Annotated in this window: 16 protein-coding genes; 6 read left to right on the top strand and 10 right to left on the bottom strand. The window is 70.0% G+C overall.

The window, feature by feature from the left end; all coding sequences use genetic code 11:
- Positions 1 to 4 precede the first annotated feature (4 nt).
- Complete coding sequence (dapC, locus tag ASC93_RS02440; protein ID WP_056436354.1) at positions 5 to 1228, bottom strand: succinyldiaminopimelate transaminase; 1224 nt, start codon at positions 1226 to 1228, stop codon at positions 5 to 7.
- Positions 1229 to 1360: 132 nt separating this feature from the next.
- On the opposite strand from dapC, the gene ASC93_RS02435 reads away from it, so the two are divergent.
- Positions 1361 to 2116, top strand: a complete 756-nt coding sequence (locus ASC93_RS02435; protein WP_056436351.1) for a YoaK family protein — start codon at positions 1361 to 1363, stop codon at positions 2114 to 2116.
- Between the two features lie 6 nt (positions 2117 to 2122).
- Here the strand turns inward: ASC93_RS02435 and ASC93_RS02430 are convergent, their stop codons facing one another.
- Positions 2123 to 4384, bottom strand: a complete 2262-nt coding sequence (locus tag ASC93_RS02430; RefSeq protein ID WP_056436348.1) for a glycoside hydrolase family 31 protein — start codon at positions 4382 to 4384, stop codon at positions 2123 to 2125.
- A 132-nt stretch (positions 4385 to 4516) separates the two neighbouring features.
- A complete protein-coding gene (locus tag ASC93_RS02425; protein ID WP_229412575.1) occupies positions 4517 to 5542 on the bottom strand; it encodes an AraC family transcriptional regulator in 1026 nt (341 codons plus the stop codon).
- A gap of 105 nt (positions 5543 to 5647) precedes the next feature.
- On the opposite strand from ASC93_RS02425, the gene ASC93_RS02420 reads away from it, so the two are divergent.
- From ASC93_RS02420 to ASC93_RS02410, 3 genes are read left to right on the top strand one after another with little or no spacing between them, the layout of a single operon-like run.
- Positions 5648 to 7240 (top strand): FAD-binding oxidoreductase, encoded by a 1593-nt coding sequence (locus tag ASC93_RS02420; RefSeq protein WP_056436342.1) that lies wholly within the window; start codon positions 5648 to 5650, stop codon positions 7238 to 7240.
- Positions 7237 to 8823, top strand: a complete 1587-nt coding sequence (locus ASC93_RS02415; protein WP_056436339.1) for a glycerol-3-phosphate dehydrogenase/oxidase — start codon at positions 7237 to 7239, stop codon at positions 8821 to 8823. The genes ASC93_RS02420 and ASC93_RS02415 overlap by 4 nt, the downstream gene beginning before the upstream one ends.
- On the top strand, positions 8813 to 10375 hold the full coding sequence (locus ASC93_RS02410; RefSeq protein ID WP_056436336.1) for an FGGY-family carbohydrate kinase: 1563 nt from the start codon (positions 8813 to 8815) through the stop codon (positions 10373 to 10375). Before ASC93_RS02415 ends, ASC93_RS02410 begins: the two co-directional genes overlap by 11 nt.
- 290 nt (positions 10376 to 10665) lie before the next feature.
- On the opposite strand, the gene ASC93_RS02405 is transcribed toward ASC93_RS02410, so the two are convergent.
- The 4 genes from ASC93_RS02405 to ASC93_RS02390 all read right to left on the bottom strand — a co-directional run bounded on the left by ASC93_RS02405 (position 10666) and on the right by ASC93_RS02390 (position 14969).
- Positions 10666 to 11997 (bottom strand): diguanylate cyclase, encoded by a 1332-nt coding sequence (locus tag ASC93_RS02405; RefSeq protein ID WP_056436333.1) that lies wholly within the window; start codon positions 11995 to 11997, stop codon positions 10666 to 10668.
- A gap of 187 nt (positions 11998 to 12184) precedes the next feature.
- Positions 12185 to 13378, bottom strand: coding sequence for a PLP-dependent aminotransferase family protein (locus tag ASC93_RS02400; protein WP_056436330.1), 1194 nt, complete (start codon positions 13376 to 13378; stop codon positions 12185 to 12187).
- A 127-nt stretch (positions 13379 to 13505) separates the two neighbouring features.
- Positions 13506 to 13967, bottom strand: a complete 462-nt coding sequence (locus ASC93_RS02395; protein ID WP_056436327.1) for a RidA family protein — start codon at positions 13965 to 13967, stop codon at positions 13506 to 13508.
- 81 nt (positions 13968 to 14048) lie between these two features.
- Entirely contained in the window at positions 14049 to 14969 is a 921-nt protein-coding gene (locus ASC93_RS02390) for a DMT family transporter (protein WP_056436325.1), read from the bottom strand.
- Positions 14970 to 15095: 126 nt separating this feature from the next.
- Here ASC93_RS02390 and ASC93_RS02385 point away from each other — a divergent pair, with 126 nt between their 5' ends.
- Both ASC93_RS02385 and aroQ read left to right on the top strand, forming a co-directional pair.
- On the top strand, positions 15096 to 16514 hold the full coding sequence (locus ASC93_RS02385) for a PLP-dependent aminotransferase family protein (protein ID WP_229412574.1): 1419 nt from the start codon (positions 15096 to 15098) through the stop codon (positions 16512 to 16514).
- Positions 16515 to 16647: 133 nt separating this feature from the next.
- Positions 16648 to 17880, top strand: coding sequence for a gamma subclass chorismate mutase AroQ (gene aroQ, locus ASC93_RS32580; protein ID WP_056436321.1), 1233 nt, complete (start codon positions 16648 to 16650; stop codon positions 17878 to 17880).
- Positions 17881 to 17889: 9 nt separating this feature from the next.
- Here aroQ and ASC93_RS02375 read toward each other — a convergent pair whose 3' ends face one another.
- The 3 genes from ASC93_RS02375 to ASC93_RS02365 are packed head-to-tail and all read right to left on the bottom strand — an operon-like array spanning position 17890 to position 20729.
- Positions 17890 to 18498 carry a GyrI-like domain-containing protein gene (locus tag ASC93_RS02375; protein WP_056436318.1) on the bottom strand — a complete coding sequence of 203 codons (609 nt, stop codon included), beginning with the start codon at positions 18496 to 18498 and terminating at the stop codon, positions 17890 to 17892.
- A 19-nt stretch (positions 18499 to 18517) separates the two neighbouring features.
- The gene (locus tag ASC93_RS02370) at positions 18518 to 19822 is read right to left on the bottom strand and encodes an RNA polymerase sigma factor (RefSeq protein WP_056436316.1); all 1305 of its coding nucleotides are present in this window, start codon (positions 19820 to 19822) and stop codon (positions 18518 to 18520) included.
- A gap of 25 nt (positions 19823 to 19847) precedes the next feature.
- Positions 19848 to 20729 carry a YciI family protein gene (locus ASC93_RS02365; protein ID WP_056436313.1) on the bottom strand — a complete coding sequence of 294 codons (882 nt, stop codon included), beginning with the start codon at positions 20727 to 20729 and terminating at the stop codon, positions 19848 to 19850.
- Between the last annotated feature and the right edge of the window lie 11 nt (positions 20730 to 20740).

Raw genomic sequence — 20740 nt, 5'->3', positions numbered from 1 at the left:
TGATTCAGGACGAAGCCTTGAGGTCTTTGCAGAACTGGACGATGCGGTTCGCCGCTTCCAGTCCTTCGTCCACTTCGGCGACGAGCGCCATGCGGATGCGGTTGCGGCCCGGATTGCTGCCGTGCGCGTCGCGCGCCAGGTAACTGCCGGGCAAAACCGTCACATTATATTCGGCGTACAGGCCGCGTGCGAACTCCGTGTCCGACAGGCCCGTGCGGCGCACGTCGGCCCACAGGTAGAAGCCGGCGTCGGGCAGTTCCACGTCCATCGCCTGCTTGAGCAGCGGGGTGATGAGGTGGAACTTTTCCTTGTACAGGTTGCGGTTCTCCTGCACGTGGTGTTCGTCGTTCCACGCCGCGCAGGACGCGGCCTGCACCGGCGGCGACATCGCGCCGCCGCAGTAGGTGCGGTACAGCAGGAATTTCTTCATCAGTTCCGGATCGCCGGCGACGAAGCCCGAGCGCATGCCCGGCACGTTCGAGCGCTTGGAGAGGCTCGAGAACACGATCAGGTTGGCGTACGGACGCGCGCCGCCGCTCCGGCCCAGCTGGTGCGCCGCTTCCAGCGCGCCCAGCGGGGGCGTGGCGCCGAAATAGATCTCGGAATAGCACTCGTCGGCCGCGATGACGAAGCCGTGGCGGTCGGACAGCGCGAACAGTTCGCGCCAGTCGTCCAGCGACAGCACGGCGCCGGTCGGATTGCCGGGGGAGCACAGGTACAGCAGCTGCACGCGCTGCCACACGGCGTCCGGCACGCTGGAGTAATCGCAGGCGAAGTTGCGGGCCGGCTGGGAATTCACGAAATACGGCTCGGCGCCCGCGAGGTAGGCCGCGCCTTCGTAGATCTGGTAGAACGGATTCGGGCTGACGACGAGGGCGCCCGGCTTCGACGCATCGACCACGCTGTGCGCGATCGCGAACAGGGCCTCGCGCGAGCCGTTCACGGGCAGCACCATCGTGGCCGGGTCGAGCGGCGGGATCGCATAGCGGCGCTCCAGCCAGCCGGCGATCGCGGCGCGCAGCGGCTCGCTGCCGTGCGTGGTCGGATACGTGGCCAGGCCGGCCATCGCGTGCGTCAGGGCCTTCTGGATGAAGGCGGGCGTCGGGTGCTTGGGTTCGCCGATACCCAGGCTGATCGGTTTGTAGTCGGGATTCGGCGTGACGCCGGCGAACAACTGGCGCAGCTTTTCGAACGGATAAGGGTGCAGGCGGTCGAGATGTGGATTCACGGCGATGTGTTTTCTTGGCGATGTGCGGTGTGAGAAGGACAATTATAGCCAGATCCGGTGCCGGGGCGACCTTTCCGGACGCCCCGGGTCGGCGTAGTATTGATGACAGGAATCCTTACAGGCCCACCGATCATGCAGCGCTCCGTCGACTACGTCCGTACCCTGACCGCCCAGGCGCGCAGCGCGCGCGCCAACCGCCACCTCGGCTTCGCGCTGGCCGGCGTGGCCGGGGCGACGAATGCCGGCGGTTTCCTGGCCGTGCACCAGTACACGTCGCACATGACGGGCATCGTGTCCTCGGCCGCCGACAATCTCGCGCTGGGCGCCGGCGATCTCGTGCTGGACGCGCTCGGCGCCATCGTTTCGTTCCTGCTGGGCGCGGCCAGCACGGCGCTGCTCGTCAACTACGGACGGCGCCGCAGCCTGGCCAGCGAATACGCGCTGCCGCTGATGTTCGAAGCCGTGCTGCTGCTGGCGTTCGGCGTGCTGGGCGCGCGCCTGTCCAGCGTCCGCGGCCTGTTCGTGCCGGCCACCGTGATGCTGCTGTGCTATACGATGGGCCTGCAGAACGCCCTGGTGACGAAGCTGTCGCACGCCGAGATCCGCACGACGCACATGACGGGCATCGTCACCGACATCGGCATCGAACTGGGCAGGATGTTGTACTGGAATGCCGACGAGACCGCGCGTCCGCGCGTGGCGTCCAACCACGCGCGCCTCGCGGTGCTGTGCGGCCTGCTGGGCAGTTTTTTCGGCGGCGGCGTGGCCGGCGCGCTCGGGTTCAAGGTGCTCGGCTATGCGGCGACGGTGCCGCTGGCGCTGCTGCTGTGCAGCCTCGCCATCGTGCCGGCGCTGGACGACCTGCGCGCACGCGCGCGCAGGTCTTGACCCCGTTCAGCCGCCGCAGTGCGGCAGCGTGACGGAGGCGGCACGGCCGTCGTAGTCGACCTTGACGACGTCGCCGGCCTGCGGACCGCAGCGCACGGCGAACGCCTGGCGTGCCGGCATGCCGTCGTAGCGGCCCTCGCGCGGCGCGATGTCGAGGCGTTTCGCGCCGTCGTGCCACGTCATCCGCACCAGCGCATGCGCGCCTTTCTGGTAGGCGTAGCCGTCGCCGCCGTCGTCGTACAGCGCGTAGGCGCCGTCCTTGCCCGGATAGACGACGAGGTCCATCGGCGCGTCCGACTTCTCGTCCGCGAACTGTTTTACTGGACCCAGCGGCAGGATGCTGCCGGCACGGACGTAGACGGGGATCGTCGCGATGTCGGCCTTCGCCGTCACCACCTGGCCCGCGTCGAGGCGAGTACCGGTCCAGAAGTCGAACCACGCGTCCTTGCCGGGCAGGTAGACCTCGCGCGCCTGCGCATGCGCCTGCACGACGGGCGCCACGAGCAGGGCCTTGCCGAACATGTACTCGTCCGGGATGTGGAGCGCCTGGTCATCGTCGCGGAAGTCGAAGGCGAGGGCGCGCATCATCGTGCCGTCATTGTGCGTGACGTCCCACGAGGCCGAATAGATGTACGGGAGCAGGCGGTAGCGCAGGTCGATGTAGTCACGCATGATCTTCTGCGTGGCGGCGTCGAACTGCCAGATCTCCTTGCCGTCGCCGGTGCCGTGCACGCGGAACATCGGGTTGAACACGCCGAACTGGAACCAGCGCGTGAACAGTTCCGCGTAGGCCGGGTCTTTCGGCTTGCCGCCGAAGAAGCCGCCGATGTCGGCCGACCAGTACGGGATGCCGGTGAGGGTGAAGTTCAGCGCGGCCGGCACCTGGCGGCGGAACGTGTCCCAGTTGCCCATCGTGTCGCCCGACCACGTGATGGCCGCGTTGCGCTGCTGGCCGGCGTAGGCCGAGCGGGTCAGGATGAACGCGCGCTTCTCGGGCTGGTCGCGCACCATCCCGTCATGCACGGCCGTCGTGTGCAGCAGCGGGTAGGCGTTGTAGACGACGCTGCCCTGGCCGGCGGCCGTCTTGACGTCGCGCATCTGGCCCCACCAGCCGCCCAGCTCCGCTTCCGACGCGTCCAGCCACCAGCCGTCGAAGCCCAGCGTGCCCAGGTTGCGCATGATCTGGCGCCAGTACAGGTCGCGGGCGCGCGGGTTGTACGCGTCGTACCAGCGCCCCTTGCCGGCCGGGTAGACGTTCGGATACGTGGCCGGGTACAGGCCGCCGATGGCGTCCAGCGCATGCGTGTTCGCCGTGTCCGGATCGAGGCGCGCCCACACGGAAATGATGGCGTGGATGTTCTCGTCATGCAGTTTTTTCACCATCCCAGCCGGATCGGGGTAGCGGGCCTTGTCGAATGCGTGGCTGCCCCATTGGCCCGGCGCCCAGTACTGCCAGTCCTGGATGACGGCGTCGAGCGGCACCCGCATTTGCCGGTATTTCGCTGCGACGCCGAGCAGCTCGTCCTGCGTCGCGTAGCGTTCCTTCGATTGCCACAGGCCCCACGTCCAGCGCGCCATCATCGGCGCCGTGCCGGTCAGCCGGCGGTAGCCCTTGATCACGTCGTCGAGTTCCGGACCGTACATGAAGTGGTAATCGACGCCGCCCGCTTCCGAACGGATCAGGATCGCCGGTCCCGACGCCAGGCCGGCTTCCACGTCGGTGACGGCCGCGTTGTTCCACAGGATGCCGAACCCCTTGGGCGACACGAGCATCGGCACGGCCACGTCGCGGTTGGCCTGCTGCAGCCGCGTGATGGTGCCGTTGTAGTCGAGCAGGCCGTTCTGGTGCTGGCCCAGGCCGTACAGGATGGTCTCCGTCTGGAAGCGCTGCGTGACGCCGTGCGCCACGTCGCGGCCGCCCTCGCGCAGGATGTCGTGACCGTCGGCCGTCTGGAACGTGATCTCGCCGCCGGGGCGCGCCACGCGCACCCGCAGGTCCGCCGTCGACAGCGTCCAGGCGTCAGCCGCCTCGCCGATCTTGAATGCGATCTTCTCCGGCTGCGCGATGACGGCCGGGTTGTAATTGCCCGCAAAGCCGGCCGGACCGAAGCGCACGTGGACGACGCGCGGCGCCACCGGTTCGATGGTCAGCACGCCCGTGTCCGTGCGCACCTGCATGCCCGTGCCCACGCGCTGCATGGTCAGTGTGGCCGCATGGCCCGTCAGCGCCCACACGGACGCCCCCGCGATGAATAACGACTTCCACATTGTTGTTTTTCCTGTTCGTGTTGTTGAACCTGCCGGTTGTCCCCTGATTGGCAAGCGCGTTGCAACGTCATGTTGACGTTCTTTCAAAGTCTAACATGAAATGTTATCGCGAACATTCAGAAATGATGGCCGTCATGGCGCAGCCAGCGCCCGCTCGCGCCAGGCGCCCGGATTCATGCCGGACCACTCGCGGAACGCGTGCGTGAACGCGCTCTGTTCCTGGAAGCCGAGCAGGAAGGCGATGTCGACTAGCGACAGCCCGTCCTGGCGCAGATAGTCCATCGCCAGTGCGTAGCGGGCGGCGTCGAGCACTTGCTGGAAGGTCGCGCCGGCGTCGGCCAGCTTGCGCTGCAGGGTGCGCGGCGACAGGTCCAGCGCGGCGGCGATGCCGGCCAGCCGCACGGGTCCGGTCGCGAGCCTGCCCGCGATGGCCGCGTGGACCTGCGCGACGATGCCCCCTGGCGCCTGCGCCCGTTCGCGCAGCAGGCGCTCGGCGTGCTGCTGCAGCAGCGGATACATGGCAGTGTCCGCGGCGGGCAGCGGCAGGGCGAGGAGGGCGGCATCGAAGTCGACGGTGTGTGCGGGCGCGCCGAAGTCCGGGACCATGCCGAGCACGCGCGCGTATTCGGCCGGATCGGCGTCGGGCGGGCGCGCATGCGCGAAGGCGAGGGCGCGCGGCGCCAGCGGCCGCCCCGCGAGCCAGCAGCCGAACGTGCGGATGCCGGCGAAGACGCTTTCCGCCAGGTGGCGGCTCGCCGCCGGATAATGGCTGGCCCACGTGTAGCGCGCCATACTGCCTTCGGGTTCGAGGCGCGAGCGTCCGAGGTCGTGCGCCAGCTGTTCGTAGCGTTGCGTCTGTTCCAGCGCCTGGCCGATGTCGCGGCAGGCCAGCAGCACGAGGCCGTACACGCTGTACGTACCGGGCCGCACGCGCTCGCCCACGTGCAGGCCGAAATGCGGATCGCCCGCGAGGCGGCTGCCGGCGTCCAGCAGGGCGATGTAGTCGCATGCCGCCAGCGCGTCCGGCAGCGGGTCGAGCAGCGCCGGCGCGAGCCCGGCCGCCTGCGCCAGCGCGGCCGGCGCGATGCCCCGCGCGGCGGCCGCCTCCAGCAGCGGCTGCAGATAGGCCGCGGTGACGCGCGGCGGCGAGGCTGGCATGTTCGAACAAGCGCTTGGCATGAATCCGCAATACTCGGGTCGTCGGTTTTCTTAAAGTGGCAGCAAACGAGTATAGCCGCATAACACACTGGGGAGAACGGAACGATGCGACGCTGGAATGGTTGGGGAGACGATGCGGTCGACGTGGCGCTGGGCGAGCCCGCGCTGGCGTTCCTGCGCGGGCGCATCGGCGCGGGCACGCCCCCGCGCGACGCGGCATTCGAGGCGTCGTGCGCGGCGCTGCCGCCCGGTAGGCTGCCTGCGCACCGCCTCGCCGACGCCAGCGCGCAGGCGCGCCTGACGCATGCGACGGGCCAGAGCCTGCACGACTGGCTGCGCCTGCGCCATGGCCGCATCGGCGCGGCGCCGGACGCCGTCGCCTTTCCGGAGAGCGCGGACGACGTGCGCGAGCTGCTGCGCTGGGCGCAGACGGTCGATGCGGCCGTCGTGCCGTACGGCGGGGGCACGAGCGTCGCCGGCCACCTGGACGCCGTCGGCGCGCGGCCGACCCTGTGCGTCGACATGGCGCGCATGCGGTCCCTCGTCGCCATCGACCGCGAAGCGCAGCTGGCCGTGTTCGAAGCCGGCGTGGCGGGGCCCGACCTGGAAGCGCAGCTGCGCGCGCACGGCTACACGCTGGGCCACTTCCCGCAATCGTTCGATTACTCGACCCTGGGCGGCTGGGTCGTCACCCGCTCGTCCGGCCAGCAATCGCTGCGTTACGGCCGCATCGAGCAGCTGTTCGCCGGCGGCCGCGTGGAGACGCCGGCCGGCCCGCTCGTCATCCCGACATTTCCCGCGTCCGCCGCCGGTCCCGACCTGCGCGAGCTGGTGCTCGGGTCGGAAGGGCGGCTCGGCATCCTGACGGAAGCGGCCGTGCGCATCACGCACCTGCCGCCGTTCGAGGCGTTCCACGCCGTGTTCTTCCCCGACTGGACTCGCGCCGAGCAGGCCGTGCGCACCATCGTGCAGGCGCGGCTTGGCCTGTCGATGCTGCGCCTGTCGAACGCGGAGGAGACGGCGACGATGCTCACGCTGGGCGGCCATGGCCGCCAGGTGGCACTGCTGGAAACCTGGCTGAAGCTGCGCGGCGCGGGCGCCGGCAAATGCATGCTGCTCGTGGGCGCCAGCGGAGAAAAGGCGCAGGCGCGCGCCGCGCTGAAGGCCGCGCTGGCGCTGGCGCGGCGCGACGGCGGCGTGCACGCGGGCCGCGCGCTGGGCGACGCTTGGCGCCGCAACCGCTTCCGCAACGTCTACCTGCGCAACAGCGCGTGGGCGCACGGCTATGCGATCGACACGGTGGAGACGGCGCTCGACTGGCCGCGCGTCACGCCCGCGATGCGCGCCATCGAACGCGCCGCCCACGACGCGCTCGCGCGGGACGGCGAACGCGCGCACGCCTACACGCATCTGTCGCACCTGTATCCGCAGGGCGCCAGCGTCTACTCGACGTTCATCTGGCGCCTCGCCGGCGATTACGACGCCGACCTGGCGCGCTGGCGCATGCTCAAGACGGCCGTGTCCGAGGCGATCGTCGCGAGCGGCGGCACCATCACCCACCAGCACGGCGTGGGCCGCGACCACGCGCCGTGGCTGGCGCACGAAAAGGGCGAGCTGGGGATGGCCGCGCTGCGCACGCTGTTCGCGCATTTCGATCCGGACGGCCGCATGAACCCGGGCAAGCTGGTGACGCCATGAGCGGACAATTTTCCGCGCTGTGGCAGCGCGGCGGGCGCGCGGCCCTGCCCGACGTGCTGGCGCGCGAGTGGGACGTGCTCGTGGTCGGCGGCGGCATCAGCGGCGCCGGCGTGCTGCTGGAAGCGGCGCGGCGCGGATTGAAGGCGCTGCTGGTCGAGCGCCACGACTTCGCATGGGGCACGTCGAGCCGCTCGTCGAAACTCGTGCACGGCGGCCTGCGCTACCTGAAGGGCGGCCACGTGCGGCTGACGGCGGAATCCGTGCGCGAGCGCGAGATGCTGCTGCGCTGCGCGCCGGGCCTCGTCGAGCCGCAGGGCTTCGCGTTCGCGCAGTACGAGGGCGCGCGTGGCCGCCGCAGTTTCCTGGCGGGCCTCGCGATCTACGACGTGATGGCGGGCCGGCGCGAACGCCACTGGCTGGCTGCCGACGACTTCCTGATGGCGGCGCCGAACGTCAAACGGGACGGCCTCGCGGGCGGCATCGTCTACACGGACGCGCGCACGGACGACGCCAGGCTCGTGCTGCGCGTGCTGCGCGAGGCGCTCGACCACGGCGCGGCGGCCGTCAACCGGCTCGGCGCGCGCGCACTGCTGCGCGAAGGGGGCAGGGTCCGCGGAGCGACGCTTGCCTGCGCCGTCGACGGTACGGAATACGCCGTGCGGGCGAAGGTCGTCATCGATGCGACGGGCGCATGGTCGGGGCCTTTGCATGGCCTGGGCCCGCGCCTGCGCCCGCTGCGCGGCAGCCACCTGATCCTGCCCGCGTGGCGCCTGCCGCTGGCGCGCGCCGTGAGCCTGATGCATCCGCACGATGGGCGGCCCGTGTTCGCCTTTCCGTGGGAGGGCGCGACCCTGGTCGGCACGACGGACCTCGACCACGACGAGGGCATGGACCGCGCGGCCCGCATCACCCGCGCGGAGGTCGATTACCTGATGGCGGCGCTGCAGGCGCAGTTCCCGCATCTGCAACTAACCGACAATGACATCGTGTCCACTTACGCGGGCGTGCGGCCCGTCATCGCGGGCAAGGACGGCAGCGCGCCGTCGCAGGAAGGGCGCGAGCACGTCGTGTGGAGCAGCGCCGGCCTCGTCGCCATCGCCGGCGGCAAGCTGACGACGTTCCGCGCCATCGCCCTCGATGCGTTGCGCGTCGCGAAGGCGCAGCTGCCCGGCTGGAATGACCCGCTCGACGCCTGCGCCGTGTTCGCGCCCGTCCCGCCGCCGCAGGCGCCGCACCTCGATGCGAGTCTGCTGCGCCGCCTGCATGGCCGCCACGGCGCCTGTACCGCGGCCCTGCTGGACGCGGCGCAGCCGGGCGAACTGGAACGGATTCCCGGCACGGAAACGGCGTGGGCGGAGTTGCGCTGGGCCGCGCGCTGCGAAGCCGTGCAGCACCTGGACGACCTGCTGCTGCGCCGCACCCGCCTGGGCCTGCTGCTGCGCGACGGCGGCGCGGCGCACCTGGAGCGCATCCGCGCCATCTGCCAGCCGGAACTCGGCTGGGGCGCCGCGCACTGGGCGCATGAAGAAGCGGCGTATCGCGCATCATGGACTCTTCAACACGGCCTGCCTCATGAAGACTGATACGACCATCCTCGCCATCGACAACGGCACCCAGAGCGTGCGCGCGATCCTGTTCGACCTCGCCGGGAACATCGTCGCCAAGTCGCAGGTGATGCTGGACCCGTATTTTTCCACGCAGCCCGGCTGGGCCGAGCACGACCCGGAGGACTACTGGCAATCGCTGTGCCGCGCGTGCCAGGGCCTGTGGACGCAGCCCGGCGTGCGCCGCGAGTCCATCGCCGGCGTCGCCGTGACGACGCAGCGCGGCACCGTCATCAACCTCGATCGCGCAGGGCGGCCGCTGCGGCCCGCGATCACGTGGCTCGACCAGCGCCACACGGACACGGTGCCGCCGCTGGCGTGGTGGTGGCGCGCCGCGTTCAGGCTGGCGCGTGTGGACGGCACCATCGATTATTTTCGCGGCGAGGCCGAGATCAACTGGATCCGCGCGCACGAACCCGACGTGTGGGCCGCGACCGACAAATTCCTGCTGCTGTCCGGCTACCTGAACTGGCGGCTGAGCGGGCGCTTCGCGGATTCATCGGGCTCGCAGGTCGCGTATCTGCCGTTCGACTACCGGCGCCGGCGCTGGGCCGGGCCGCGCGACTGGAAGTGGCAGGCGCTGGCCGTCGAACCGCACATGCTGCCGGAACTCGTCGATCCCGGCGACCGTCTCGGCGAGATCGGGCGCGCCGCCGCTGACGCCACCGGCATCCCGGCCGGCACGCCGCTGCTGGCCGCCGCCGCCGACAAGGCGTGCGAGGTGATCGGCGCCGGCTGCCGCGAGCCGCATGTCGGGTGCCTCAGCTACGGCACGACGGCCACCATCAACACGACGGGCACGCGCTACGTCGAGGTGACGCCCTTTTTACCGCCGTATCCGGCCGCGATCCCGGGCGCCTACAGCAGCGAAGTGCAGGTGTTCCGCGGCTACTGGATGGTCAACTGGTTCAAGGAGCAGTTCGGCCACCGCGAACAGCAGCGCGCGCTCGCGGAAGACGTGGCGCCCGAGAAGCTGTTCGACCAGCTGGCCAGTTCCGTCCCGCCCGGATCGATGGGCCTGATGCTGCAGCCCTACTGGACGCCAGGCATCCGCGTGCCGGGCCGCGAGGCGAAGGGCGCGATCGTCGGCTTCGGCGACGTGCACACGCGGGCGCACGTCTACCGCGCGATCCTGGAAGGCCTCGCGTATGCGCTGCGCGAAGGGAAGGAGCGCATCGAAAAGCGCAGCGGCGTGGCGATCACCGAGCTGCGCGTGTCGGGCGGCGGCTCGCAGAGCGATTGCGCGATGCAGCTGACGGCCGACATCTTCGGCCTGCCGACGGCGCGGCCGCACGTGTACGAGACGTCGGGCCTGGGCGCCGCCATCGATGCGGCCGTGGGCCTGGGCCTGCACCGCGATTTCGCGGCGGCGATGGCCGCGATGACGCGGGTGGGGCGGGTGTTCGAGCCGGTGCCGGCGCACCGCGACGTGTACGAGCGGCTGTACCGGCAGGTCTACCTGAAGATGTACCGGCAGCTGGCGCCGCTGTATCGGGAGATCGCGGAGATTACGGGCTACCCGAAGAGATAATGCGTCGCGCCCGTGCACGCTGGCATCCAGGTGTTACGCATCGCGGCAGCGCCGGCGAGATTGGGTCCCCGCCATCGCGGGGACGACGTTGATATAACATCGGGGCCCGCCGTCGCGAGACGACGTGGATATGACCCGTCGTTCCCGCGCAGGCGGGAACCCAAGTTTACGGCGCGCGAGGGCACCCGGGTGTTACGCACTGCGGCAGCGCCGGCGAGTTCGGGGCCCCGCCGTCGCGGAGACGACGACGCATCCTATGTTGTCGGGTCGGCTGGCGCCGCCCACCCCGCTCAATACACCGCCGCGTCCCGCACCACATCCCACGCCGCGCCGACGATGGTCGACTCGACCCGGTTGCGGCCTCCGGCCTTGGCGGCATACATGGCGCGGTCGGCGCACACGAACAGGTTTTCGATGGCGTCCAGCTGCGTCGGCACGATCGTCGCGACGCCCACGGACACCGTGAGCCAGGTCGACGTCGTCGAGCGCGGGTTCGGCATCTGCAGGGCTTCGACGGCGGCGCGGATCGTTTCCGCGACGTGCGCCGCGTTTTCCGCCGGGGTCTCGGCGAACAGCAGCACGAATTCCTCGCCGCCGTAGCGGGCCGCGAGGTCGGTCGGGCGCGCGGCGTGGTCGCGCAGCGCCTGCGCGACCTTTTGCAGGCAGACGTCGCCCGCCGCGTGGCCCAGCGTGTCGTTGTACAGCTTGAAGTGGTCGACGTCGAGCACGACCAGCGACAGCGGCTGGGCGTTGCGGATCGCGCGCTGCCATTCCTTGTCGAGGAAGGCGTCGAAGTGGCGGCGGTTGGCGATCTGGGTCAGCGGGTCGAGCATCGCGGCGCGCTGCAGCGCGTCCTCCGATTGCTTGTGGTGGGTGATGTCGTGCAGCAGCGCGACGAACAGGCCGTCCGCGGCGTGCATCGGCGTCATCGTCAGGTCCATCGCGCGCAGGCCGCCGTCGCGGTGGCGGATCTTGACCTCGCGCGTGCCGTAGCTGATGGCGTCCAGGCCCTCGCAGCAGCCGGGCTCCTTGCAATCCAGCAGATCCTTCAGCGACCGGCCGACCAGGTCCTCGGGCGCATAGCCCAGGTAGCGGTCGCAGGCCGGATTGGCGTATTGCACGCGGCCGCAGCGCTCGACGATCAGGAGGCCCTGGTCCATGCTGTTGACGATCATGCGCAGGCGGTCGGCCTGTTCCGACTGTGTGTCCGTGCTGGTGCGCAGGCGCAGCTGGGCGCGCACGCGCGCACAGACTTCTTCCAGGCGCAGCGGCTTGGGGATGTAGTCGGCGGCGCCGGTGTCGAAGCCGGCGACGATGTCTTCCGTGTCGCCGCGCGCGCTCATGAAGATCACGGGAATGCGCATGGTGGCCGGATGCGCCTTGAGGCGGCGGCACGTCTCCAGGCCGTCGATGCCGGGCATCACGACGTCGAGCAGGATCAGGTCGGGTTTTACGCGCAGGGCGATCTCCAGCGCGCGGTCGCCGGAAGTGGCGACGAACGTCTGGTAGCCTTGACGCAGCATCATCGAACGCAGCACCCCGAGGTTGTCGGGCGCGTCGTCGACGATGAGAATGGCGGGCTTGCGTGGGTCGGCAAGCGGCACGGTCGCAGGGTTGGTCATACGGTGCTTGGCGGGGACTGCACGTTTAGATTGCGTGCAAAATCATACACCCCGCAGCACTGGCCTGGGCAATAACTTCTTTTACCGCTGGAAAAATCTGTAACTTTTGCGCAACTGACAAGTGTTTGGCTTGTTCAACAATTGTTTGAGTCCGGCGGCAACGCGTGCCGCCGGACGCGGACCCGTCTTACATCTGGTCCTTGATCAGCTTGCCGAGGGTGGCGATGCCTTCGCGGATGCGTTCCGGCGGCACCGTCACGAACGACAGGCGCAGCGTGTTCGTGACCGGTTCGTTGGCGTAGAACGGCGCGCCCGGGACGAACGCGACGCGGGCGGCGATCGCCTGGTCGAGCAGCTTCATGGCGTCGATGTGCTTGGGCAGCGTGACCCAGATGAACATGCCGCCTTCCGGACGGGTCCACGTCACGCCTTCCGGGAACTCGGCGTCCATTGCGTCCAGCATCGCCTGGCACTGGTTCGCGTACAGGTTGCGGATGGTCGGGATGTGCTCGTTCAGGAAGCCGTCCTTGACGACTTCGTGCACGACCATCTGCGTCAGGGTCGCGGTGTGCAGGTCGGCGGCCTGCTTGGCCAGTTCGAGGCGGCGCACGAGCGGCAGCGGGGCGACGACATAGCCCAGGCGGATGCCCGGCGTCAGCACTTTCGAGAACGACCCCATGTAGATCACGCCGTCCGGGTTCATCGACAGCATGCGCGGCATCGGCTCGCCCTTGTACGACAGCGCGCCGTACGGATCGTCCTCGATCAGCGGCAGGCCCAGGCGGGCGCAGGTTTCGACCAGCTCGCGGCGGCGCTCGATGGACAGCGAGCGGCCCGTCGGGTTCTGGAAGTTCGGCAGCGAGTACAGCAGGCGCGCACCCTTGGCCAGCGGTTCGATCGACGACGGCACGAGGCCGTGGTCGTCCGTCTCGACCGACCGGAATTCCGGACGGTAGACCGAGAAGGCCTGCAGCGCGCCGAGGTAGCTGGGGGTTTCCACCAGCACGCGCGAACCTTCGTCGATCAGCACCTTGCCCAGCAGGTCGAGGGCCTGCTGCGAGCCGGACACCATCAGGATCTGCTCCGGCACGATTGTCGAACCTTCCGTGGACAGGTAATTCGCCACCCATTCGCGCAGCGGTGCGTAGCCGTCCGTCGGGCCGTACTGCAGCGCCTGCTTGCCGTTTTCGCTGAGCACCTTGTCGTAGGCCGCCTTCATGCGTTCGACGGGGAAGGTGGCGGGCGAGGGCAGGCCGCCGGCGAAGGAAATGATTTCCGGACGCTGGGTGATCTTCAGGATCTCGCGGATCGCCGAGCTTTGCAGCTGCTGTGCGCGCTCCGAGAACTGCCACTGGATGGGATTGGGATTTTCGATTTTCATACTGGTCTCACAGGAAGGGCCACGATGGTGCGCCGGTCATTATAAAGCACGCCGGGTAGGCTGCTCTCTCAAGAGGAGCACGCCTGTTGGGCATGCTCCGGTTAAATAAGTACTGCGGAGCGATAGCTTACGCGACTTCGGCGATGAGTTCGATCTCGACGCAGGCGCCGAGGGGCAGGGATGCCACGCCGAACGCCGAGCGCGCGTGCTTGCCCGCGTCGCCGAACACTTCGCCCAGCAGTTCCGAGCAGCCGTTCGTGACGAGGTGTTGCTCGGTATAGTCCGGCGTCGAGGCGACCAGGCTCATTACCTTGACGATGCGTTTTACGCGATTCAGGTCGCCGCCGACGGCCGCCTGCAGCGTGCCCATCAGGTCGACGGCCACGGCGCGCGCCGCCGCCTTGCCCTGTTCCGTCGTCTTTTCCCTGCCCAGCAGGCCCGCATTGACCGTGCCGTCCGCATTCTTGGCGATATGGCCGGACAGGAAGACCGTGTTGCCGGTCTGCGCATACATGACGTAGGCGGCCGCCGGCGTCGCCGGTGCGGCCAGGGTGATGTTCAGTGCTTTGAGTTTGTCGTAGACGGACATGAATTCCCCAGGGTTGTGTGAAAAGAAAGCCGCTATTGTAAGCCTTGCCGGCGGGCGTGCCCATCGCAGGGTGCATACCCATTATCGCCTCACCTGCATGCGGCGGCCCAGCGCCACGGTCGCGATCACGGCCAGCGCGAAGCCGACATTGGCCACCGTCAGCGCCTCGCCCAGCAGGACGGCCGCGCCGGCCAGCGACAGGAAAGGTTGCAATAATTGCACCTGGCCCACGCGCGCCACGCCGCCCAGCGCCAGGCCGCGATACCAGAAAAAGAAGCCGATGAACATCGAGAACGTCGTGACGTACGCGAACCCGAGCCAGCTGGCCGGGCCGACGGCGCCCAGCCGTTTGACCTGGTCGCTTTCGAACGCCGCCAGCAGGATTGCGGCGGGGACGGCCGCCAGCACGAGCGCCCAGCAGATCGTTTCCTGGCCGCCCAGCGTGCGCGCGAGCCGCCCGCCTTCCGCATAGCCGGCCGCCGCGGCGGCGATCGCGCCGAACATCAGCAGGTCGGCCTTTTGCAGCGTCCCGCCGCCCTGGCCCAGCGCGAACGCGAGCACGAGGCTTGTGCCCAGCAGGGCGACCAGCCAGAACCCTGTCGATGGCCGCTCGTAGCCCCGCAGCGCCGCGTACAGGGCCGTCGCGAGCGGCAGGACGCCGCCCAGCACGGCGCCGTGCGACGCCGGCACGCTGCGCATCGCAATCGAACTGAGCAACGGAAACCCGAGCACGCAACCGAGCGCCACCACGGCCAGCGGCCACAGCGCGGCGCGTCCCGGCAAGGCGGCGCGGCGCATGCGCAGCCAGCCGGCCGCCAGCACGGCGGCGCCGAGCGCGCGGCCCAGCGTGAGGAACAGCGGATCGAGCTCGCGCACCGCCAGCCGCGTAAACGGCAGGGTGAGGCTGAAGACGGCGACGCCGATCAGGCCGAGCAGCATGCCGCGCGCTTCGTCGGATGCCGCCGTGGGGACGCCGGCCGGGGTGAGGGTGGTGGGACGCATGGGTTCTCCGGTTATCGTTGCAGCACGCCTTGGTCAGAGGTATGCTAGACCGGACGAGCAGTACAGTCCCTATACACTTACCGATATCCTTTTGCGTACTGTGTTGCAAAAATGACCGATACAATCATGCCGACGCTGCTGTCGCGCGATTCGGGCGAACCGCTGGCCGACCAGATCGTCCGCGCCGTCACTGCGCGCATCGACGACAGGCAGCTGCGCGCGGGCAGCCGCATGCCCTCGATCCGCCGTTTCGCCGCGGACCACGGCGTGTCGCCGTTCACCGTCGTGGCCAGCTACGACCGCCTCGTCGCGCAGGGCTACCTGGAATCGCGCCGCGGCGCCGGCTTCTTCGTGCGCGAGCGCGCGCCCCTGAACACGGCATTGCGGCGCGCCGAACCGCATGCCGATCCGGCCCTGGAAGCGCGCGCGCTGGACGTCGTCTGGCTGATCCGCCACATGTTCCGGCAGATGCCGGGCCAGCCGTCGAGCGCCGCGGGCGTCCTGCCGACGGCCTGGCTGGATGGCCCCGGCGTGTCCAACGCGCTGCGCGCCGTCAGCCGCCAGAACAGCAGCGTGCTGCTCAACTACGCCGCCCCGCAGGGCTATGCGCCGCTCCGCGAACAACTGCAGCGCAAGCTGGCCGAGCTGGAAATCGCGGCCGCGCCCGGACAGTTCGTGACGACGCTCGGCGTGACGCAGGGCCTGGACCTCGTCGCGCGCGAATTCTGCCGTCCCGGCGACACCGTGTTCGTCGACGATCCGGCGTGGTTCCTGATGTTCGGCTCGTTCGCAGCGATGGGCCTGAAGGTGGTCGGCATCCGCCGCCTGGCCGACGGTCCGGACCTGGCCCAGCTCGAGGCGCTGGCGGCGCTGCACCAGCCGCGCCTGTACATCATCAATTCGGTGCTGCACAACCCCAGTTCCACGTCGCTGTCGGCCGCCAAGGCCTTCCAGATCCTGCGCATCGCCGAGCGCCACGACATCACGGTCGTCGAGGACGATATCTATTGCGACCTGCACCCGGGCGGCGCCCAGAGCGTGACCCGGCTGGCGGCGCTGGACCAGCTGCAGCGCGTGATCTACCTGAGCGGCTTCTCGAAATCGCTGGCCGCCAATTTGCGGGTCGGCTTCATCGCGGCCTCCGCGGACGTCGTGCAGCGCCTGGCCGACCGCAAGATGCTGGCCACGCTGAGCACGAGCGACCTGGGCGAGCGGATCGTCTACAAGATCCTGTGCGAAGGCGTGTACCGCAAGCACCTGGACCGCATCCGCGCCCGGCTGGACGCCGTGCGGCCGCAGGTGCTGCGCCGCGCGGAATCCCTCGGCATGACGCTGGAACCCGCGCCGACGGCCGGCATGTTCGCGTGGGCCGACTGCGGCCGCGACACCAACGTGCTGGCCGCGCGCGCGATGGACGAGGGCCTGCTGCTGGCGCCGGGCAGCCTGTTCTCGCCGGACCAGCTGCCGTCCACCAAGCTGCGGCTGAACGTGGCGGCGCTGGAGGACGACGAGGCGTGGCGGGGGCTGGAGCGGGTGCTGGGGTGACGGTCGCCCGGGCTGGCGCCGTGGCCGGCTTGACAGGCATGCGCCCTTACCCTACGCTGCGCGGCACCAGGCTCCGGCCACTACGGACAGATGAAGGAGATTCATGCGCGCGGCAGCGTTTTGCAGGGTTTGCATGCGGCCCGTCGTGTTGGCGGGCCTGCTGACGGCGGTACTGGCGCCGGCACAGGCCGGCCGGCTGGACGACATCGCCGCGCGCGGCGTCCTGCGCGTGGGCAGTACCGGCGACTACAAGCCCTTCAGCTACCTGCAGCCTGGTGGCGAGTTCATCGGCATGGATGTGGCGCTGGCGGGCGAGCTGGCGCAGGCGCTCGGCGTGCGGCTGCAACTGGTTCCGACCGGCTGGCCGACGCTGATGGCCGACCTGGATGCGGACAAGTTCGATCTGGCGATGAGCGGCGTGTCGGTGACGGCCGAGCGGCAACGGCGCGCGCTGTTTTCGGTGCCCTATCTACACGACGGCAAGACGCCGATCGCACGCTGCGAAAACGTCGCCCGCTTCCAGACGCTGGCGCAGATCAACCAGCCGGACGTGCGGCTGATCGTCAATCCGGGCGGCACGAACGAACGCTTCGCCCGCGCCTGGGCGCCGCGCGCCCAGCTGACCGTGTACCCGGACAATGTGACCATCTTCGGCCGGATCGTCAGTGGTGCGGCCGATCTGATGATAACCGACGCCGTCGAAACCCGTTTGCAGCAGCGCCTGCATCCGCAGCTGTGCGCGGTGCATCCGGACGCGCCGTTCGACCAGGCGGAGAAGGCCATCCTGCTGCCGCGCGATACGGCGCTGAAGGCGTATGTCGACCGCTGGCTGCAGCACCGGCTGGACAACGGCGACGTGTCGAGGAGCCTGGATCGGTGGCTGGCGTTTCCCTGGGGACTGGAGCCATTGCGCCAGGCCATCGACCAACGCCTGCTGCTGGCGCGGGACGTGGCGCGCGCCAAGTGGAACGCGAAGGCTGCCATCGAAGACCGGCCGCGCGAAGAACAGGTCATCGCCGCCGCGGTGCGTCAGGGGCGTGGGCTGGGATTGCCGGAGGCATGGATACGCAGCGTGTTCCGGGCGCAGATCGAAGCATCCAAGACGGTGCAGCGCGAACTGTACCGCCGCTGGCGGGCAGAGGACGCCGGCCGCTTCGACGACGCGCCCGACCTCGCCAACACCATCCGCCCCGAGCTGGACCGCCTCACCGCCCAGCTGCTCCGTTCCATGGCCGACAACCAGGCCCTGTTGCACGACGGCGGCCGTACAGCCGACGTCGCCGTCGCCATGCATGGGCTGCAGGCACGCGCCATCAATCCGGCCGCGGCCGACCAGGCACTGGCGCCGTTCCTGTCCCCCGACTGACGCCCGTTGTCACGCCATCGGTTGGCGGATGATCGTCTTCCACCGGCTGGCATCGGCGCGCCTGATGTCGCTCAGATAGATTTCGTGGTGCTTGCCGGCGAGGGCGGCGCGGGTCTCGATGAAATCGTGCACGCGCCGGATCGTCGGTCCGTCCGCGGTGAACGGTCCGACGTGCAGCGTCTGCGCGCACGGGCCTTCCGTGAACGATTCCAGCCGCAGCGCCTCGACGGCGGCCAGGCCTTTCTTGCGCTTCACTTCCGCCATCGCGTCGCGCAGCACCGACTCGTCGGCGTACGGCGGCTGATGGATCATCATCGTCCATTGCCACTTCGACCTGTCGTTGGCGACGAATGACGACGGGTCGTCCGACCACCACAGGCCTTCCAGCGGCATCACCGCGTAGTCGATGCCCGACGGTCCCTTTTTCACGATGAACTTCGCCGTATAGGACACGGAGAACAGGGCTTCCACGGCCCGGGCATACAGCGGCGACGTATTCGGATCGCCCGCGCCGTCGATCATGAGGAAGCGCAGGGCGGGGACGTCGACCTGCACGACTTCCCGCGCGGGCGCCTGGTAAAGATGCTTCAGCTCTTTCTTGAGGTCGATTTTCGGCACGCGTGCTCCCGATGAATGTTCACTCGCCGCGCGCGAGCCGGGTCTTGCTCGTCCCGGCCCGCACCAGCAGCAGTTCGCGTTCCCGCTCGTTCTGCGTCATGCCCGCCGCGCGCTCGAATTCCGCCGCCGCCTCGTCGTGGCGCCCGAGCTTCGCCAGCAGGTCGCCCCGCACGCTGGGCAGCAGGTGGTAGTTGCGCAGCGCAGGCACGTCCAGCAGCGCGTCGGCGAGGGCCAGGCCGGCGGCGGGGCCATAGGCCATGCCCAGCGCCACCGCGCGGTTCAGCTCGACGACGGGCGAGGGCATCAGCTGGGACAGCGCGTCGTACAGGGCGGCGATGCGCGTCCAGTCCGTCGCGTCGGGCTTGAGCGCGCGGGCGTGGCAGGCGGCGATGGCGGCCTGCAGCGCGTACGGTCCGAGGGCGCCCAGGCGGCCGGCGCGGTCCAGCGCCGCCAGGCCGCGGCCGATCAGCAGGCGGTCCCAGCGGGAACGGTCCTGGTCCATCAGCAGGATCGGTGCGCCGTCCGGCCCCGTGCGTGCGCGCTCGCGCGAGGACTGGATTTCCATCAGCGCGACGAGGCCGTGGACCTCGCCTTCGTCGGGCATCAGTTCCGCCAGCACGCGGCCCAGGCGCACTGCCTCGCGGCACAGCGTGGGCCGCAGCCACTCGTTGCCGGCGCTCGCGGAATAGCCTTCGTTGTAGATCAGGTAGATCACCTGCAGCACGGACGCGAGGCGCGGCTTGAGTTCGTCGCCGCCCGGCACCTCGAACGGCACGCGCGCTTCCGCCAGCGTCCGTTTGGCGCGCACGATGCGCTGGGCCACCGTCGCTTCCGGCACGAGGAAGGCCCGCGCGATCTCGCCCGTGGCCAGGCCGCCCAGCAGTTTCAGCGCCAGCGCCGCGCGCGCCTCGGCCGACAGCACCGGGTGGCAGCAGACGAAGATCAGGCGCAGCACGTCGTCGTCGATCTCGCCGGCCGTCTCCTGCGCCAGCGCGGCCAGCTCGGCGGGATCGCGGAAGCTGCCGCCGTCGGCCAGCATATTGTCGAACTCCCAGCTCAGCTCGCCTTCCTTGCTGGCGTGCATGGCATGGTGGCGCAGGTGGTCGAGCGCGCGCCGCTTGGCCACCTGCATCAGCCAGGCGCCGGGACGGTCGGGCACGCCGTCCGCCGGCCAGCGCTCCAGCGCTTCCAGCAGCGCGTCCTGGGCGAGTTCCTCGGCCCGTCCCAGGTCGCGCAGCATGCGCGTCAGCGCGCCGACGATGCGCGCCGATTCCATGCGCCACACCGCCTCGACGACGCGGCCCGTGTCGGCGCCGCCCGTCATGCGTGCCGTCCCGCCCGGACAGGCGTCACGGCCGGTCCCACGCCGGTTGCGGCGCCAGCTCGGCGCGCAGGGCGGCGTCGAGCTGTTCGGCGCGCACGCTGGCATCCTCGCGCAGCCGGTCCGGCGCATCGGCCGTCACCGCGGACGCGCCGAGCGGCGCGATCAGGGCCACGCGGCGGATCTCGACGTCGACCTCGGGCCCCGTCGGGTAGGGCAGCGTACGCGCCCAGTCGAGGGCCGCTTCGATCGACGGCGCGCGGACCATCCAGAAGCCGGCGATCAATTCCTTGGCTTCCGCGAACGGTCCGTCGATCACGCTGGCGCCGCCGTTCGCCACGCGCACGCGGGCGCCGCGCGCGGTCGACTTCAGCCCGTCCCCGGCCAGCAGCGTGCCTGCCGCCGCATGGATGGCGTTGAAGGCGTTCAGGCGGTCGAGCTTTTCCTGCGGCGGGATGGCGTCGCGCTCCGTGCCGGCGTCGGAACGCAGCAGGATCGCGTAGCAGGCGTCGCCGCCGGCCGCGCCGGGCGGGACGCCGGCGCAGCCGCCCGGGCAGCCCGTCTCGCGCAGTTCCAGCGTGGCGGTGCCGGCGGCGTGACTGGGCAAGTGGTCGCGCAGCCATGCCAGCGCGGCGGCGCGCGATCGGGCCTCGAACACGGCGAAGCCGGCCGGCAGGCGTTCGTCGGACGGGAACGGTCCGGCCGTCACGGCCTCGCCGCCGGGCCACAGCTTGAGGCGCAGCGCTTCCGCGTCCGGCGCGAATGCCAGCGCCAGCGCGGGCGCGCGGGGAGCGTCCGCGCCGGCCCCGGCGCCGCCCGGCAGCCGGCGCAGCAGATCGTCCAGTACCGCCTGCGGGTCGGCCGTCGCGGCGCGGCCGTCGTTGTCGGTGCGAATGAGCATGAACTGCATGGCCGGCCTCC

The organism is Massilia sp. Root335, from assembly GCF_001425685.1.
GTDB classification, from domain to species: domain Bacteria; phylum Pseudomonadota; class Gammaproteobacteria; order Burkholderiales; family Burkholderiaceae_D; genus Telluria; species Telluria luteola.
Note: the sequence above shows the minus strand (reverse complement) of the source record. Positions and strands in the feature narration are given on the sequence as shown.

Bases quoted from the DNA above. Each gene is read 5' to 3' on its own strand.
- ASC93_RS02400 (WP_056436330.1), bottom strand. From the start codon at position 13,378: ATGAAAATCGAAAATCCCAATCCCATCCAGTGGCAGTTCTCGGAGCGC.
- ASC93_RS02415 (WP_056436339.1), top strand. From the start codon at position 7,237: ATGAGCGGACAATTTTCCGCGCTGTGGCAGCGCGGCGGGCGCGCGGCC.
- ASC93_RS02430 (WP_056436348.1), bottom strand. From the start codon at position 4,384: ATGTGGAAGTCGTTATTCATCGCGGGGGCGTCCGTGTGGGCGCTGACG.
- ASC93_RS02370 (WP_056436316.1), bottom strand. From the start codon at position 19,822: ATGACGGGCGGCGCCGACACGGGCCGCGTCGTCGAGGCGGTGTGGCGC.
- ASC93_RS02410 (WP_056436336.1), top strand. From the start codon at position 8,813: ATGAAGACTGATACGACCATCCTCGCCATCGACAACGGCACCCAGAGC.
- ASC93_RS02395 (WP_056436327.1), bottom strand. From the start codon at position 13,967: ATGTCCGTCTACGACAAACTCAAAGCACTGAACATCACCCTGGCCGCA.
- ASC93_RS02385 (WP_229412574.1), top strand. From the start codon at position 15,096: ATGCCGACGCTGCTGTCGCGCGATTCGGGCGAACCGCTGGCCGACCAG.
- ASC93_RS02435 (WP_056436351.1), top strand. From the start codon at position 1,361: ATGCAGCGCTCCGTCGACTACGTCCGTACCCTGACCGCCCAGGCGCGC.
- ASC93_RS02390 (WP_056436325.1), bottom strand. From the start codon at position 14,969: ATGCGTCCCACCACCCTCACCCCGGCCGGCGTCCCCACGGCGGCATCC.
- ASC93_RS02405 (WP_056436333.1), bottom strand. From the start codon at position 11,997: ATGACCAACCCTGCGACCGTGCCGCTTGCCGACCCACGCAAGCCCGCC.
- aroQ (WP_056436321.1), top strand. From the start codon at position 16,648: ATGCGGCCCGTCGTGTTGGCGGGCCTGCTGACGGCGGTACTGGCGCCG.
- ASC93_RS02420 (WP_056436342.1), top strand. From the start codon at position 5,648: ATGCGACGCTGGAATGGTTGGGGAGACGATGCGGTCGACGTGGCGCTG.
- ASC93_RS02365 (WP_056436313.1), bottom strand. From the start codon at position 20,729: ATGCAGTTCATGCTCATTCGCACCGACAACGACGGCCGCGCCGCGACG.
- ASC93_RS02425 (WP_229412575.1), bottom strand. From the start codon at position 5,542: ATGCCAGCCTCGCCGCCGCGCGTCACCGCGGCCTATCTGCAGCCGCTG.